This is a genomic window from Streptomyces lateritius, from assembly GCF_014649715.1.
GTDB lineage: Bacteria > Actinomycetota > Actinomycetes > Streptomycetales > Streptomycetaceae > Streptomyces > Streptomyces lateritius.
This window is the reverse complement of sequence record NZ_BMTO01000001.1, coordinates 571,273-585,058: the sequence shown is the minus strand read 5'-3', so window position 1 is coordinate 585,058 and position 13,786 is coordinate 571,273. Positions and strand designations below refer to the sequence as shown.

The window sequence follows — 13,786 nt, the reverse complement described above, 5'->3', positions numbered from 1 at the left end:
GCGACGTCTGGCGGCCCCGGCGCAGATCGCGCCGCAGGCCCCGGGCCGGGGCACCCTTGTGCCGCTCTCTAGACTTCCGGCATGCGATACGAGTCCGTCGACACCGCCGTCCGGGTACGCGGCCTGGTCAAGCGGTACGGAAGCAAGACCGCCGTCGACGGCCTCGACCTCGACGTGCGGACGGGCACCGTGACCGCCGTCCTCGGCCCGAACGGGGCCGGCAAGACCACCACGATCGAGACCTGCGAGGGCTACCGGAAGGCCGACGCGGGCACCGTCCGCGTCCTCGGCCTCGACCCGGTCTCCGACGCGGCCGCGCTGCGCCCCCGGGTCGGCGTGATGCTCCAGTCCGGCGGTGTCTACTCCGGCGCCCGCGCCGACGAGATGCTCCGCCACATGGCGAAGCTGCACGCCCACCCGCTCGACGTGGACGCCCTGAGCGAGCGCCTGGGCCTCGGCTCCTGCGGCCGGACGGCCTACCGTCGACTCTCCGGTGGCCAGCAGCAGCGCCTCGCGCTCGCCATGGCCGTCGTCGGCCGCCCCGAGCTGGTCTTCCTGGACGAGCCGACCGCGGGCCTCGACCCGCAGGCCCGCCACGCCACCTGGGACCTCGTCCGTGAGCTGCGCGCCGACGGCGTCACCATCGTCCTCACCACGCACCTGATGAACGAGGCCGAGGAGCTCGCCGACGACGTCGCCATCGTCGACGCCGGCCGGGTGGTCGCCCAGGGCAGCCCCGAGCAGCTCTGCCGCGGCGGCGCCGAGAACACCCTGCGCTTCACCGGCCGCCCCGGGCTCGACCTCGGCTCGCTGCTCAAGGCCCTGCCCGACGGCACCGCCGCCGCGGAAATGACCCCGGGGGCGTACCGGATCAGCGGCGAGGTGGGCCCCCAGCTGCTCGCCACCGTCGCCAGCTGGTGCGCCCAGCACGGCGTGATGCCGGACGGCATCACGGTCGAGCGCCACACCCTCGAAGACGTCTTCCTCGAACTGACCGGCAAGGAGCTGCGCGCATGAGCAGCGGTACGTACGCGCCGAAGCCGGGGGCCGCGCCCGTCGGGCGGATGATCGCGGCGCAGACGGCCCTGGAGACGAGAATGCTGCTGCGCAACGGCGAGCAGCTGCTCCTCACCGTGATCATCCCCTCGCTGCTGCTCGTGCTCTTCTCGACCGTCGACATCATCGACACGGGCGCGGAGCGGGCCGTCGACTTCCTCGCCCCGGGGGTCCTCGCGCTCGCCGTGATGTCCACCGCCTTCACCGGCCAGGCCATCGCCACCGGTTTCGAGCGCCGTTACGGGGTGCTCAAGCGGCTCGGCGCCTCCCCGCTCCCCCGCTGGGCGCTGATGACCGCCAAGACGCTCTCCGTCCTGGTCACCGAGGTGCTCCAGATCGCACTCCTGACGGCGATCGCGCTCGGACTCGGCTGGTCGCCGCAGGGCGGCGCCGCCTCCGTGGCGCTGCTGCTCGTCCTCGGCACGGCCGCCTTCTCGGGCCTCGGCCTGCTGATGGCCGGCACGCTGCGGGCGGAGGCGACGCTGGCGGCCGCGAACCTGGTCTTCCTGCTGCTCCTGGTGGGCGGAGGGGTGATCGTGCCGCTGGAGAAGTTCCCCGCCGCGGCCCGCTCGGTCCTGGAGCTGCTGCCGATCTCCGCGCTCTCGGACGGGCTGCGGGACGTACTGCAGGGCGGCGCCCCGATGCCCTGGGGCCAGGCTCTCGTCCTCGCGGTGTGGGCGGTCCTCGGTCTGGGCGCGGCGGCCCGGTTCTTCCGCTGGGAGTGACCGCCGGGAGTGACCGCCGGGAGTGACCGCCGGGTGACGTTCCGGGACAACCCGTCCCGTACCCACCCCCTCGTGAAAGCGTGCACAAGCCCCCGCCTACCATGGTGCGCGTGCTGAACCCACTCGCCTCCATCGCCCGGCGCTGGACCCCGTCCCCTCGGACGCTCCGGCGCGCCGCGCTCTCCGTCGTCGTCATGAGCGTGGTCATCATCGTCACCGGAGGCACGGTCCGGCTGACCGGCTCCGGGCTCGGCTGCGACACGTGGCCCAAGTGCACCGACGACAGCCTCTTCGCCACGCCGGAGCAGGGCATCCACGGGGCGATCGAGTTCGGCAACCGGATGCTCACGTACGTCCTGTCGGCCGCCGTCGGCTGGACGATCGTCGCGGCGCGCTCCACCAAGCCGTGGCGGCGCGGGCTGACCCGGCTGGGCTGGCTCCAGTTCTGGGTCGTGATGCTCAACGCCGTCCTCGGCGGCATCACCGTCTGGATGGACCTCAACCCGTGGACCGTGGCGGGTCACTTCCTGGCCGCCAACGGGCTGCTCACCGTCGCCGTGATCACCTGGCAGCGCACCCGCGAGGGCGACACGGCCCCACGGCCGCGCGTTCCGGGACCGGTCCGCAAGCTGTCCTGGGCGATCGTCGGCGTCTCCGCGCTGCTGATGGTCCTCGGTACGGGAGTGACCGGCTCCGGCAAGCACGCCGGTGACAGCAGCGAGGTTCCCCGCATGCCGTGGGACTGGACCGTCGCCGCGCACGTCCACGCGATCTCGGCCTGGGTCGTCTGCGCGCTCGCGCTCGCGATGTGGCTGGTGCTGCGCGTGGTCGACGCCCCCGACGACACCCGGGCGCGCGCCCGGGACCTGCTGATCGTGCTGCTCGCGCAGGGCGGGATCGGCTATCTCCAGTACTTCACCGGCGTCCCCGAGCTGCTGGTCGGCGCGCACATGCTCGGCTCCTCGCTGATGTGGATCGCGGTGCTGCGGCTCGCGCTGAGCCTGCGGGAGCGTCCGGTGTCCTCGCCGGGGATCCCGGCCCAGACGGACCCGGCCCTGGCCACCGCCTGATCCAGTTCGGGGAGGGACCTCGGACGTCGGACGTCGGACGTCTGACCCCGGTTCCGGGACCGTCTGGCTGCCGATTCCGGGGCCGGCGTCCCGGTCCGGACCCCTCCGGACCACGCGTCGGCCGTGAATCCGGAACGAATTTTCTCGGATCCGGGCTCCGGGGCCCTGCTCAGATGAGCCCGTAGACCCGTCGCGCATTGCCCGACGCGATCATCGCGGCGACCCGCCGTGCGTCCGTACGGGACCAGGAGCCGTCGCCGACCCATTCGCCGAGCACCCGGCCGAGCGCCCCCCGGAAGACGCTCGCGGCGACGACGTGCAGCTCGGGCAGGGCACGGGCCCCGCTGGAGAAGAGCAGCTTGCCGAAGGGGGCAAGCTCCAGGACCTCGGCGAGGAGGGCCGCCGCCCGGGTGCCGGTGAGCGCGAGCACGGAGCCCAGGTCCGCGTACACGTGCGGGAACGCCCCGGTCAGCCGCGCCGTCTGGCGGTGGTACGGGTATCCGTGCAGCAGCACGAGGTCGGTGCCGAGCCCGCTGGTGGTCGTGGCGAAGTCCGCGAGCCCGGTCGGGTCCCCGGTGCCCACGCGCAGCTGGAGGGGCCGCCCCGTGGCGACGGCGATCCAGAGCAGATGACGCAGCAGTACGGGGTCGGTGAGCCGGCCGCCGACCGTGCGCCGGGCCAGCCAGCGTCCGGCGGCCCCGCGCACCTCGCCGGGGCCGGGCGGTTCGGGCGCGTACGCGAGCCCTCGGCCCACCCCGGCGACGGAGGTGAAGGCGACGGCGGTCGTGGCGGCGCCGTGGACGGCCTCGGCGAGGTTGGCGAGCAGGCCCTCGACGGTCCCCGAGGTGTCCGCGACCTGTTCGGCGAGGAGTTCGAGGCGGACGATCTCGCGGGCGTCGGCGTCGCCCGCGGAGGCGATCTCGGCGGGGCCCGTCAGGTCGCCCGGCTCTCCCGTGTCCACGAGGTAGGTGGAGATCCCCGAGGCCCGCAGCAGGCGGCGTCCGGTCTCCAGGACGCCCAGTTCCCGGCGCCGGGCGAGATAGCGGGCCGGCGGGCAGTGCGGCTCCAGGCCGAGCAGCGGCGGGCACCAGCGGCGTACCGCGAAGCCGGTCTGCGTGTCGAAGAAGGTGGTGCCGGGCGCGGGCGGCCCGGCGGCCGGCCCGAGGTGGGCCTCGAAGGTGCCGAGGCCGAGCTCCGTACGGAGCACCCCGTGGCAGTACTGGTCCACCAGGCTCGGGGTCTCGATCATTCGGGGGGCTCCCTGTGTGGACGTCCTTGCACACGTCCTAACGGGTGAGCCCCGCCCGAGGTTGTTGCCTGACCGGTCGCCTGGGGAGTGCCTTGTTCACGGACACACGGCCTAGTCGGCTGCCGGGCCGTTGGACGGGCCGCCGAGCTGGATGCCGGCCATGCGGGTCCACTCGTACGGGCCGGTCCTGACCTTGGCGGCGAAGTCTCCGTCGAACTCGTCGTGGAGGGTGAGGCCGGCCTTCTCCGCGGCTTGCTGGGCGACGGGGAAGGAGGGGGCGACCAGGTCTCCCCAGCCGCCGTCCTCGCCGACGAGGACGATCCGGGTGCCCATCTGGCCGATGTAGGCGAGCTGCCCCTCGGCGCCGCCGTGCTTCTTGGAGAACGCCTGGATCTGCTTGGCGAGCTTGGCCGCCTTGCGCTCTGCCTGCTTGGTGTCTGCCATGAGAAGGATGCTACCCAGCGGTAGATCCACTGGCGACGGCCGGGGCACGTGGTCTTTCCCACGCGCTCCGGCCGTTGTCGAAAGGTCCCGGGATCCTGGCGGACTACCTCAGGAAGGGGTCCACCGCGACCGCCACGAAGAGCAGCGAGACATAGGTGATGGACCAGTGGAACAGGCGCATCTCCTTGAGCTTCGGGCCCGTCGCGCCGCCCTTGGCGCGGTTCAGGAGCGCGTGCGCCTCCCAGAGCCACCAGCCGCCCGTCAGCAGCGCCACAGCGGTGTAGAACCAGCCGGTGTAGCCGAGCGGCGTCAGCAGCAGCGAGACGGCGACCATCACCCAGCTGTAGAGGACGATCTGCTTGGCGACGACCTTGTTGGAGGCGATGACGGGCAGCATCGGCACGCCCACGCGCGCGTAGTCCTCCTTCACCTTCATCGACAGCGGCCAGTAGTGCGGCGGCGTCCAGAAGAAGATGACGAGGAAGAGGACGATCGCGGCCCACGACATGGAGTTCGTGACGGCGGACCAGCCGATCAGCACCGGCAGACAGCCGGCGATGCCGCCCCAGACGATGTTCTGCGCGGTCCGCCGCTTAAGGATCATCGTGTAGACGATCACGTAGAAGAGCAGCGCGCCGAGCGAGAGGGCGGCGGAGAGCCAGTTGACGAGGAGGCCGAACCAGAGTGTGGAGACGACCGCGAGGGTGAGGCCGAAGATCAGGCCCTCGCGCGGCGATACCATGCCGGTCACCAGCGGACGCTGCGACGTGCGGTCCATCAGCGCGTCGATGTCGCGGTCGATGTACATGTTCAGCGCGTTGGCGCCGCCCGCCGACAGGTAGCCGCCGAGGCAGGTGGCCAGGACCAGCCACAGGTTCGGCACGCCCTGTTCGGCGAGGAACATCACCGGGACGGTGGTGATGAGCAGAAGCTCGATGATCCGCGGCTTGGTCAGCGCCACGAACGCCTTGACGCGGGCCCCGAACGGCCGGTGGCCCCCCGGGCTGGGAGTCAAGACGACCCCTGCGGGTCGGGACTCGACGGCCGTCACGCACACCCCTGACAGAGAATTTCCCAGCAAGCTCCCCGGTGAAGACGGGGTGAAGACTTGCGCGTACCACGCCACTCTAGACGTTGCCCATACGCCGATCTTCGCGGGGGTGGGGTCGTGTTGAGGGCACTCGTCCCAAGGCGTGGACAGGGGTCGGGAGGCGAAGTGACAGAGTCGCCCCCACTCTTGACGTGACCGCTCATTTGAGGGACACGCACTCGAAAAGATGGGCGTTCTGTCGGGGGTAGGCTCGACAACGCCGGTACACCCTCAGTCACCGGCCATCTGAAACATGTGGAGAGGAGCCCTGACCCAGGGTGAGCACTAAGCCGACCACCACAGACCTCGAGTGGACCGAATTGGACCAGCGGGCCGTGGACACCGCCCGCATCCTGGCCGCGGACGCCGTACAGAAGGTCGGCAACGGCCATCCCGGTACGGCCATGAGCCTGGCGCCCGCCGCGTACACCCTCTTCCAGAAGGTGATGCGCCACGATCCGGCCGACCCCGAGTGGGTCGGGCGCGACCGGTTCGTGCTCTCCGCCGGTCACTCGTCCCTGACCCTCTACACCCAGCTGTACCTGGGTGGCTTCGGGCTCGAGCTGGACGACCTGAAGGCCTTCCGCACCTGGGGCTCGAAGACCCCGGGCCACCCGGAGTACGGACACACCGCCGGTGTCGAGACGACGACCGGCCCGCTCGGCCAGGGCGTCGCCAACGCCGTGGGCATGGCGATGGCCGCGCGCTACGAGCGCGGTCTGTTCGACCCGCAGGCGGCCCCCGGCACCTCCCCCTTCGACCACCACATCTACGTGATCGCCGGTGACGGCTGCCTCCAGGAGGGCATCTCCGCGGAGGCGTCCTCGCTGGCCGGTCACCAGAAGCTCGGCAACCTGATCCTGCTGTGGGACGACAACCACATCTCGATCGAGGGCGACACCGAGACCGCCGTGTCCGAGGACACGATGAAGCGGTACGAGGCCTACGGCTGGCACGTGCAGCGGGTCGAGCCGCAGGCCAACGGCGACCTGGACCCGGCCGCCCTGTTCGCGGCGATCAAGGCCGCCGAGGCCGAGACCGAGCGCCCGTCGTTCATCGCGATGCGCTCGATCATCGCCTGGCCCGCCCCGAACGCGCAGAACACCGAGGCCGCGCACGGCTCGGCGCTCGGCGACGAGGAGATCGCGGCCACCAAGCGCGTCCTCGGCTTCGACCCGGAGCAGACCTTCGAGGTCACCGATGAGGTCATCGGCCACACCCGCGCCCTGGGCGACCGCGGCCGCGAGGCCCGCGCCGCCTGGGAGAAGTCGCTCGCCGAGTGGCGTACGGCCAACCCGGACCGCGCGGCGGAGTTCGACCGGATCCAGGCGAACGAGCTGCCCGAGGGCTGGGAGTCCAAGCTCCCCGTGTTCGAGCCGGGCAAGGGTGTCGCCACCCGTGCCGCGTCCGGCAAGGTCCTGCAGTCGCTCGGCGCGGTCATCCCCGAGCTGTGGGGCGGCTCGGCCGACCTGGCGGGCTCGAACAACACCACGATCGACAAGACCTCGTCGTTCCTGCCCGAGGGCAACCCGCTGCCGGAGGCCGACAAGTACGGCCGCACGATCCACTTCGGCATCCGCGAGCACTCCATGGCCGCGGAGATGAACGGCATCGCGCTGCACGGCAACACCCGTATCTACGGCGGCACCTTCCTGGTGTTCTCCGACTACATGCGCAACGCGGTGCGTCTGTCGGCCCTGATGCACCTGCCGGTGACGTACGTCTGGACCCACGACTCGATCGGTCTGGGCGAGGACGGCCCGACGCACCAGCCGGTGGAGCACCTGGCCTCGCTGCGCGCGATCCCCGGTCTGAACGTCGTGCGTCCGGCGGACGCCAACGAGACCGCTCTCGCGTGGCGCGAGATCGTCAAGCGTCACACGCGGGAGTTCGGCAAGGGCGCCCCGCACGGTCTGGCCCTGACCCGTCAGGGTGTGCCGACGTACGCGCCGAACGAGGACACCGTCAAGGGCGGCTACGTGCTGTTCGACGCCGAGGGCGGCGAGCCGGAGGTCGTGCTGATCGGCACGGGTTCCGAGGTGCACCTGGCCGTCGAGGCCCGTGAGCAGCTCCAGGCCGCGGGCGTCCCGACCCGGGTCGTCTCGATGCCGTCGGTGGAGTGGTTCGAGGAGCAGGACCAGGGGTACAAGGACTCGGTCCTGCCGCCGTCCGTGAAGGCGCGCGTCGCGGTCGAGGCGGGCATCGGTCTGACCTGGCACCGGTACGTCGGGGACGCCGGCCGGATCGTGTCGCTGGAGCACTTCGGTGCCTCGGCGGACGCGAAGGTCCTGTTCCGCGAGTTCGGGTTCACCCCCGAGGCGATCGCCGCCGCGGCGCGGGAATCTCTCGCCGCTGCCACGCGCTGACGCCCATACGTACGACTTAATTGGAGATGCAACTCTCATGACAGACGCTCTCAAGCGCCTCTCCGACGAAGGCGTCGCGATCTGGCTGGACGACCTCTCGCGCCAGCGGATCACGTCCGGCAACCTGGCCGAGCTGATCGACCAGAGCCACGTGGTCGGTGTCACCACCAACCCGTCCATCTTCCAGAAGGCGATCTCCGAGGGGCACGGGTACGACCAGCAGCTGGCCGACCTCGCCGCCCGCAAGGTGACGGTGGAGGAGGCCATCCGCATGATCACGACGGCGGACGTCCGTGACGCCGCCGACATCCTGCGCCCGGTCTTCGACGCGACGGACGGCCAGGACGGCCGGGTCTCCATCGAGGTCGACCCGCGCCTGGCGCACAACACGGCGGCCACCGTCGCCGAGGCCAAGCAGCTGGCCTGGCTGGTCGACCGTCCCAACACGCTCATCAAGATTCCGGCCACCCAGGCGGGCCTGCCGGCGATCACCGAGGTCATCGGCCTCGGCATCAGCGTGAACGTGACGCTGATCTTCTCGCTGGAGCGCTACCGCGCGGTCATGGACGCGTACCTGGCGGGCCTGGAGAAGGCGAAGGAGCGCGGCCTGGACCTTTCCAAGATCCACTCGGTGGCGTCCTTCTTCGTCTCCCGGGTGGACTCGGAGATCGACAAGCGTCTGGAGTCGATCGGCACGGACGAGGCCAAGGCCCTCAAGGGCAAGGCCGCCCTGGCCAACGCGCGTCTGGCGTACCAGGCGTTCGAGGAGGTCTTCTCCGGCGAGCGCTGGGCCGCGCTCGACAAGGCGCAGGCGAACAGGCAGCGCCCGCTGTGGGCCTCGACCGGCGTGAAGGACCCGGCGTACAAGGACACCCTGTACGTGGTGGACCTGGTCGCGCCCGGCACGGTCAACACCATGCCGCAGGCGACGCTGGAGGCCACCGCCGACCACGGCGAGGTCACCGGTGACACCGTGCGCGGCACCTACGAGCAGGCCCGCGCCGAACTGGACGCCGTCGAGAAGCTCGGCATCTCGTACGACGACGTGGTGCAGCTGCTCGAGGACGAGGGCGTCGAGAAGTTCGAGGCGTCCTGGAACGACCTGCTCAAGTCGACCGAGGCGGAGCTTGAGCGCCTCGCACCTTCGGAGGCGTAAGCACCTTGAGCGCAGTCCACGGAGCCAACCCGCTCCGTGACGCCGCAGACCGACGGCTCCCGCGCATCGCGGGGCCGTCGGGTCTGGTGATCTTCGGCGTCACGGGCGATTTGTCCCGTAAGAAGCTGATGCCTGCCGTCTACGACCTGGCCAATCGCGGCCTTCTGCCGCCGGGCTTCTCGCTCATCGGCTTCGCCCGCCGCGAGTGGCAGGACGAGGACTTCGCGCAGGAGGTCTACGAGGCCGTCAAGCAGCACGCCCGTACGCCGTTCCGCGAGGAGGTGTGGCAGCAGCTGATCCAGGGGATGCGTTTCGTCCAGGGCGACTTCGACGACGACGACGCCTTCGACCAGCTGAAGACCACCGTCGAGGAGCTGGACAAGGCGCAGGGCACCGGCGGCAACTTCGCCTTCTACCTCTCCGTGCCGCCGAAGTTCTTCCCCAAGGTCGTCCAGCAGCTGAAGAAGCACGGCCTGGCCGACCAGAAGAACGGTTCCTGGCGCCGCGCGGTCATCGAGAAGCCCTTCGGCCACGACCTCGCCTCCGCCAAGGAGCTCAACGAGGTCGTCCACGAGGTCTTCCCGCCCAACGAGGTCTTCCGGATCGACCACTACCTGGGCAAGGAGACCGTCCAGAACATCCTGGCGCTCCGGTTCGCCAACACCCTCTTCGAGCCGATCTGGAACCGGTCCTACGTCGACCACGTCCAGATCACCATGGCCGAGGACATCGGCATCGGCGGCCGCGCCGGCTACTACGACGGCATCGGCGCCGCCCGTGACGTCATCCAGAACCACCTCCTCCAGCTGCTGGCGCTGACCGCGATGGAGGAGCCCGCCTCCTTCGACGCGGACGCGCTCGCGGCCGAGAAGACCAAGGTGCTCGGCGCGGTGAAGCTGCCGAAGGACCTGGGTGCCTCGACCGTGCGCGCCCAGTACGCGCCCGGGTGGCAGGGCGGCGCGAAGGCCGTCGGCTATCTGCAGGAGGAGGGAATCGACCCCAAGTCGAAGACCGACACCTACGCGGCCGTCAAGCTGGAGATCGACAACCGCCGCTGGGCGGGCGTCCCCTTCTATCTCCGTACCGGCAAGCGCCTCGGCCGCCGCGTCACCGAGATCGCGGTCGTCTTCCAGCGCGCGCCCCACTCCCCCTTCGACCAGACGGCGACGGAGGAGCTGGGCCAGAACGCCCTGGTCATCCGGGTGCAGCCGGACGAGGGCGTCACCATGCGCTTCGGCTCCAAGGTGCCGGGCACCTCCATGGAGGTGCGGGACGTGTCGATGGACTTCGCCTACGGCGAGTCCTTCACGGAGTCCAGCCCCGAGGCGTACGAGCGGCTCATCCTCGATGTGCTGCTCGGCGACTCGAACCTCTTCCCGCGGGTCGAGGAGGTCGAGCTGTCCTGGAAGATCCTCGACCCGATCGAGCAGTACTGGGACAAACACGGCAAGCCCGCCCAGTACCAGGCGGGTACGTGGGGTCCGGTCGAGGCGGACGAAATGCTCGCACGAGACGGACGGAGCTGGCGCAGGCCATGAAGACCGACCTGACGGACACCACGTCCAGCAAGATCAACAAGGCGCTGGTGCTCGGGCGGCGGGCCATCGGCACGCCGGCCGTCGGCATGGTGCTCACCCTCGTCATCGTCACCGACGAGGAGAACGCCTACGACGCGCTCAGGGCGGCCAACGACGCGTCCCGCGAGCACCCCTCGCGGACCCTGGTGGTCATCAAGCGGGCCGCGCGCTCCCCGCGCGACCGCGCGAAGGCACGGCTCGACGCCGAGGTCCGCCTCGGCGCCGACGCCAGCACCGGCGAAACGGTTGTGCTCCGGCTGTACGGCGAGGTCGTCGACCACGCCCAGTCGGTGGTCCTTCCGCTGCTCCTCCCGGACGCGCCCGTCGTCGTCTGGTGGCCGGTCAACTCCCCGGCCGACCCGGCCAACGACCCGCTGGGCGCGCTCGCCCAGCGCCGGGTGACCGACACCTACGCCGCCGAGCAGCCGATCCACGAGCTGAACGGCCGCGCGCAGACGTACACCCCGGGCGACACGGATCTGGCGTGGAGCCGGATCACCCCCTGGCGTTCGATGCTGGCCGCCGCGCTCGACCAGGTCGTGTGCGAGGTCACCTCCGCGGAGGTGGAGGGCGAGGAGTTCAACCCGAGCGTCGAACTGCTCGCCATGTGGCTCGCGGACCGGCTGAAGGTGCCGGTACGGCGCTCCACGTCGGCCGGCCCGGGGCTCACGTCCGTACGGATGGAGTCCACCTGCGGGCCGATCGTGCTCGACCGGCCGGACGGCTCGCTGGCGACGCTCTCCATCCAGGGACAGCCGGACCGTGCCGTGGCGCTCAAGCGCCGCGAGACGTCCGACCTGATCGCGGAGGAGCTGCGGCGGCTCGACCCGGACGACACGTACGCCTCGGCGCTGCGGTACGGCGTCGACCGGCTGGACGAGGCGTCGGCGGTGACCGCTCCCGATCCCGTCGAGGAGGCCCCGGTCGCGGCGGCTCCGGCGGCCGACCCCGCTCCCTCGTCCACGAAGAAGTCCGCGGCCAGGAAGGCGGCGGCCAAGTGAGCGCTCCGCAGCTGGTCGTCCACCGCGACAAGGAGCTGATGGCCCAGGCGGCCGCGGCCCGGCTGATCACGCGGATCGTGGACGCCCAGGCCGCGCGCGGCTCGGCCTCCGTGGTCCTGACCGGCGGCCGCAACGGCAACGGGCTCCTGGCGGCGCTCGGTTCGGCGCCGGCCCGGGACGCGGTGGACTGGTCGCGGCTCGACCTGTGGTGGGGCGACGAGCGGTTCCTGCCCGAGGGTGACCCGGAGCGCAATGTCACCCAGGCCCGTGAGGCGCTGCTCGACAGCGTCCCGCTGGACCCGGCCCGGGTGCACGCGATGCCGGCCTCGGACGGCCCGTACGGGAACGACGTGGAGGCGGCCGCCGCGGCCTACGCGGCCGAACTGGCCGCCGCCGCGGGCCCGGAGGACCATGGCCCGGTGCCGGCCTTCGACGTGCTGATGCTGGGTGTCGGGCCCGACACCCATGTGGCCTCGCTCTTCCCGGAGCTCCCGGCGGTCCGCGAGACCGAGCGGACGGTGGTGGGCGTGCGCGGCGCGCCCAAGCCGCCGCCCACCCGCGTATCGCTGACGCTTCCGGCGATCCGGGCGGCCCGCGAGGTCTGGCTGCTCGCGGCGGGCGAGGACAAGGCGAAGGCGGCGGCGATCGCGCTGTCGGGCGCGGGCGAGGTCCAGGCCCCGGCGGCGGGCGCCTACGGCCGCTCCCGCACGCTGTGGCTGCTCGACGCGGCGGCCGCCTCGGAGCTGCCGCGCGGCCTGTACCCGCCGGCGTCGGCCTGAGCCTGCTGACGGACGCTCAAGGAGGCCCGGTTCACCGCACGGTGGACCGGGCCTCCGGCGTCCGGGCGTGCGTGCCCGGCACGCCGTTCTCAGGCCGGCCGGCCCGAGAGGCGCTTCTTCCCCAGGAAGAGTCGCCTGCCGGGCTCCTCCACCAGCCGGTAGAGGAGGGCCGACAGTGCGAGGGAGACGACGAAGGCCGATCCCGCCGTCCCGAAGGCCCCGATGGTGTCGAGCCTCGGCTTCTCTCCCACCCAGAGCGTCAGCGTGTGCATCACCAGCAGGTGGACCATGTAGAAGGCGAACGACCACTCGCCCAGTTTCACGAGGCTCGGCCGGCGCCACATCGACGGCTGTCCGTTCACATCGGCCACGGCGCCCGCCGCGATCAGGCAGGTGAGCCCGATGAGAGGGGTCCAGGTGAGCCCCGAGCGTACGAGCGGGGCCGCGAAGTAGCCGATCAGCGTCAGGGCCATGGCTCCTTCGAGGCCGGGGCCGCGCCACCTGCCGAGCTGGACGATACGGCCCACGGCGACCCCGAGGACGAACTCGGGTAGCCGCGCGAGGGGGAAACTGTAGAGGAACACGTCGACGTGCAGCGCCTTGTACACGTACGGCTGGACCATCACCGTGAGGACGCAGAGGGCGGCCACCCCGGTCAGCCCCCGCGGCCCGGGGCGGCGCAGCGCCCAGTGGAGCAGCGGGAAGCAGGCGTAGAAGAACACCTCGCAGACCAGGGACCAGCTGACCGGATTCCCCGTCTGCCACCACTCGAACTTCCAGGAGCTCACCAGCAGCAGGTTCGCCGTGACCGCCTTGAGTCCGTCCCGCTCGCCCTCCCGCAACCAGGGGAGCGCGGTGAAGGCGAGTGCGAGGGCGGCAGCCGCCGTGACCAGGTGGAGGGGGTAGACCCGGGCGAGCCGGCGGCGCATGAAGGACAGGTACCGGTCTCCCGGACGGGCCGACCACGCCAGGACGAACCCGGAGAGGACGAAGAAGAACATGACCCCGGCGCTGCCCGACCGTGCGGCCCAGCTCACCAGTTTCTCGTCCTCGGGGCCGTAGTAGCCGAACTTGTACGTGTGGAAGGCGAAGACCAGGAACGCGGCGGCCCAGCGCATGCCCGTCAGCGAGGGCAGCCTGCCTCTGGCGTGTCTCTCCGCCGCGGGGGTAGGGGCAAGGGCGAGGGTCTCGGGCAGGGCGGCCTCGCGTGTCAGCGTGCGCAAGGAAGGACTCCGTTCGACATGGCAGGAAGCGCGCCGCCGCACGCCGTCAT

The 13,786-nt window shown here is 71.2% G+C and carries 12 protein-coding genes; 8 read left to right on the top strand and 4 right to left on the bottom strand.

Translation table 11 applies throughout. The features are described from left to right. Nucleotides 1-81 precede the first annotated feature (81 nt). The 3 genes from IE136_RS02700 (at nucleotide 82) to IE136_RS02690 (ending at nucleotide 2,851) form a co-directional block, all read left to right on the top strand. On the top strand, nucleotides 82-1,017 hold the full coding sequence (locus IE136_RS02700) for an ABC transporter ATP-binding protein (protein WP_189599283.1): 936 nt from the start codon (nucleotides 82-84) through the stop codon (nucleotides 1,015-1,017). Beyond that, complete coding sequence (locus IE136_RS02695) at nucleotides 1,014-1,781, top strand: ABC transporter permease (RefSeq protein ID WP_158986175.1); 768 nt, start codon at nucleotides 1,014-1,016, stop codon at nucleotides 1,779-1,781. The genes IE136_RS02700 and IE136_RS02695 overlap by 4 nt, the downstream gene beginning before the upstream one ends. A gap of 101 nt (nucleotides 1,782-1,882) precedes the next feature. Beyond that, nucleotides 1,883-2,851 carry a COX15/CtaA family protein gene (locus IE136_RS02690; protein ID WP_158986177.1) on the top strand — a complete coding sequence of 323 codons (969 nt, stop codon included), beginning with the start codon at nucleotides 1,883-1,885 and terminating at the stop codon, nucleotides 2,849-2,851. Nucleotides 2,852-3,020: 169 nt separating this feature from the next. Here IE136_RS02690 and IE136_RS02685 read toward each other — a convergent pair whose 3' ends face one another. From IE136_RS02685 to IE136_RS02675, 3 genes are all read right to left on the bottom strand, one after another. Continuing rightward, nucleotides 3,021-4,100 (bottom strand): amidohydrolase family protein, encoded by a 1,080-nt coding sequence (locus IE136_RS02685; RefSeq protein WP_158986179.1) that lies wholly within the window; start codon nucleotides 4,098-4,100, stop codon nucleotides 3,021-3,023. A 111-nt stretch (nucleotides 4,101-4,211) separates the two neighbouring features. Continuing rightward, nucleotides 4,212-4,544, bottom strand: coding sequence for a hypothetical protein (locus IE136_RS02680; protein ID WP_158986181.1), 333 nt, complete (start codon nucleotides 4,542-4,544; stop codon nucleotides 4,212-4,214). Nucleotides 4,545-4,647: 103 nt separating this feature from the next. Further along, nucleotides 4,648-5,595, bottom strand: a complete 948-nt coding sequence (locus IE136_RS02675; protein ID WP_158986183.1) for a heme o synthase — start codon at nucleotides 5,593-5,595, stop codon at nucleotides 4,648-4,650. Nucleotides 5,596-5,912: 317 nt separating this feature from the next. Between IE136_RS02675 and tkt the strand changes: the two genes are divergently transcribed. From tkt to pgl, 5 genes are read left to right on the top strand one after another with little or no spacing between them, the layout of a single operon-like run. Next, the gene (gene tkt, locus IE136_RS02670; protein WP_158986185.1) at nucleotides 5,913-8,000 is read left to right on the top strand and encodes a transketolase; all 2,088 of its coding nucleotides are present in this window, start codon (nucleotides 5,913-5,915) and stop codon (nucleotides 7,998-8,000) included. A gap of 37 nt (nucleotides 8,001-8,037) precedes the next feature. Beyond that, entirely contained in the window at nucleotides 8,038-9,156 is a 1,119-nt protein-coding gene (gene tal / locus IE136_RS02665) for a transaldolase (protein WP_158986187.1), read from the top strand. 5 nt (nucleotides 9,157-9,161) lie between these two features. Next, nucleotides 9,162-10,694, top strand: a complete 1,533-nt coding sequence (gene zwf / locus IE136_RS02660; protein ID WP_158986189.1) for a glucose-6-phosphate dehydrogenase — start codon at nucleotides 9,162-9,164, stop codon at nucleotides 10,692-10,694. Further along, nucleotides 10,691-11,734, top strand: a complete 1,044-nt coding sequence (opcA, locus tag IE136_RS02655; protein WP_189599282.1) for a glucose-6-phosphate dehydrogenase assembly protein OpcA — start codon at nucleotides 10,691-10,693, stop codon at nucleotides 11,732-11,734. The genes zwf and opcA overlap by 4 nt, the downstream gene beginning before the upstream one ends. Then, nucleotides 11,731-12,513 carry a 6-phosphogluconolactonase gene (gene pgl, locus IE136_RS02650; RefSeq protein ID WP_158986193.1) on the top strand — a complete coding sequence of 261 codons (783 nt, stop codon included), beginning with the start codon at nucleotides 11,731-11,733 and terminating at the stop codon, nucleotides 12,511-12,513. The genes opcA and pgl overlap by 4 nt, the downstream gene beginning before the upstream one ends. A gap of 89 nt (nucleotides 12,514-12,602) precedes the next feature. Here the strand turns inward: pgl and IE136_RS02645 are convergent, their stop codons facing one another. Further along, nucleotides 12,603-13,736 (bottom strand): acyltransferase family protein, encoded by a 1,134-nt coding sequence (locus tag IE136_RS02645; protein ID WP_229818599.1) that lies wholly within the window; start codon nucleotides 13,734-13,736, stop codon nucleotides 12,603-12,605. Nucleotides 13,737-13,786 lie beyond the last annotated feature (50 nt).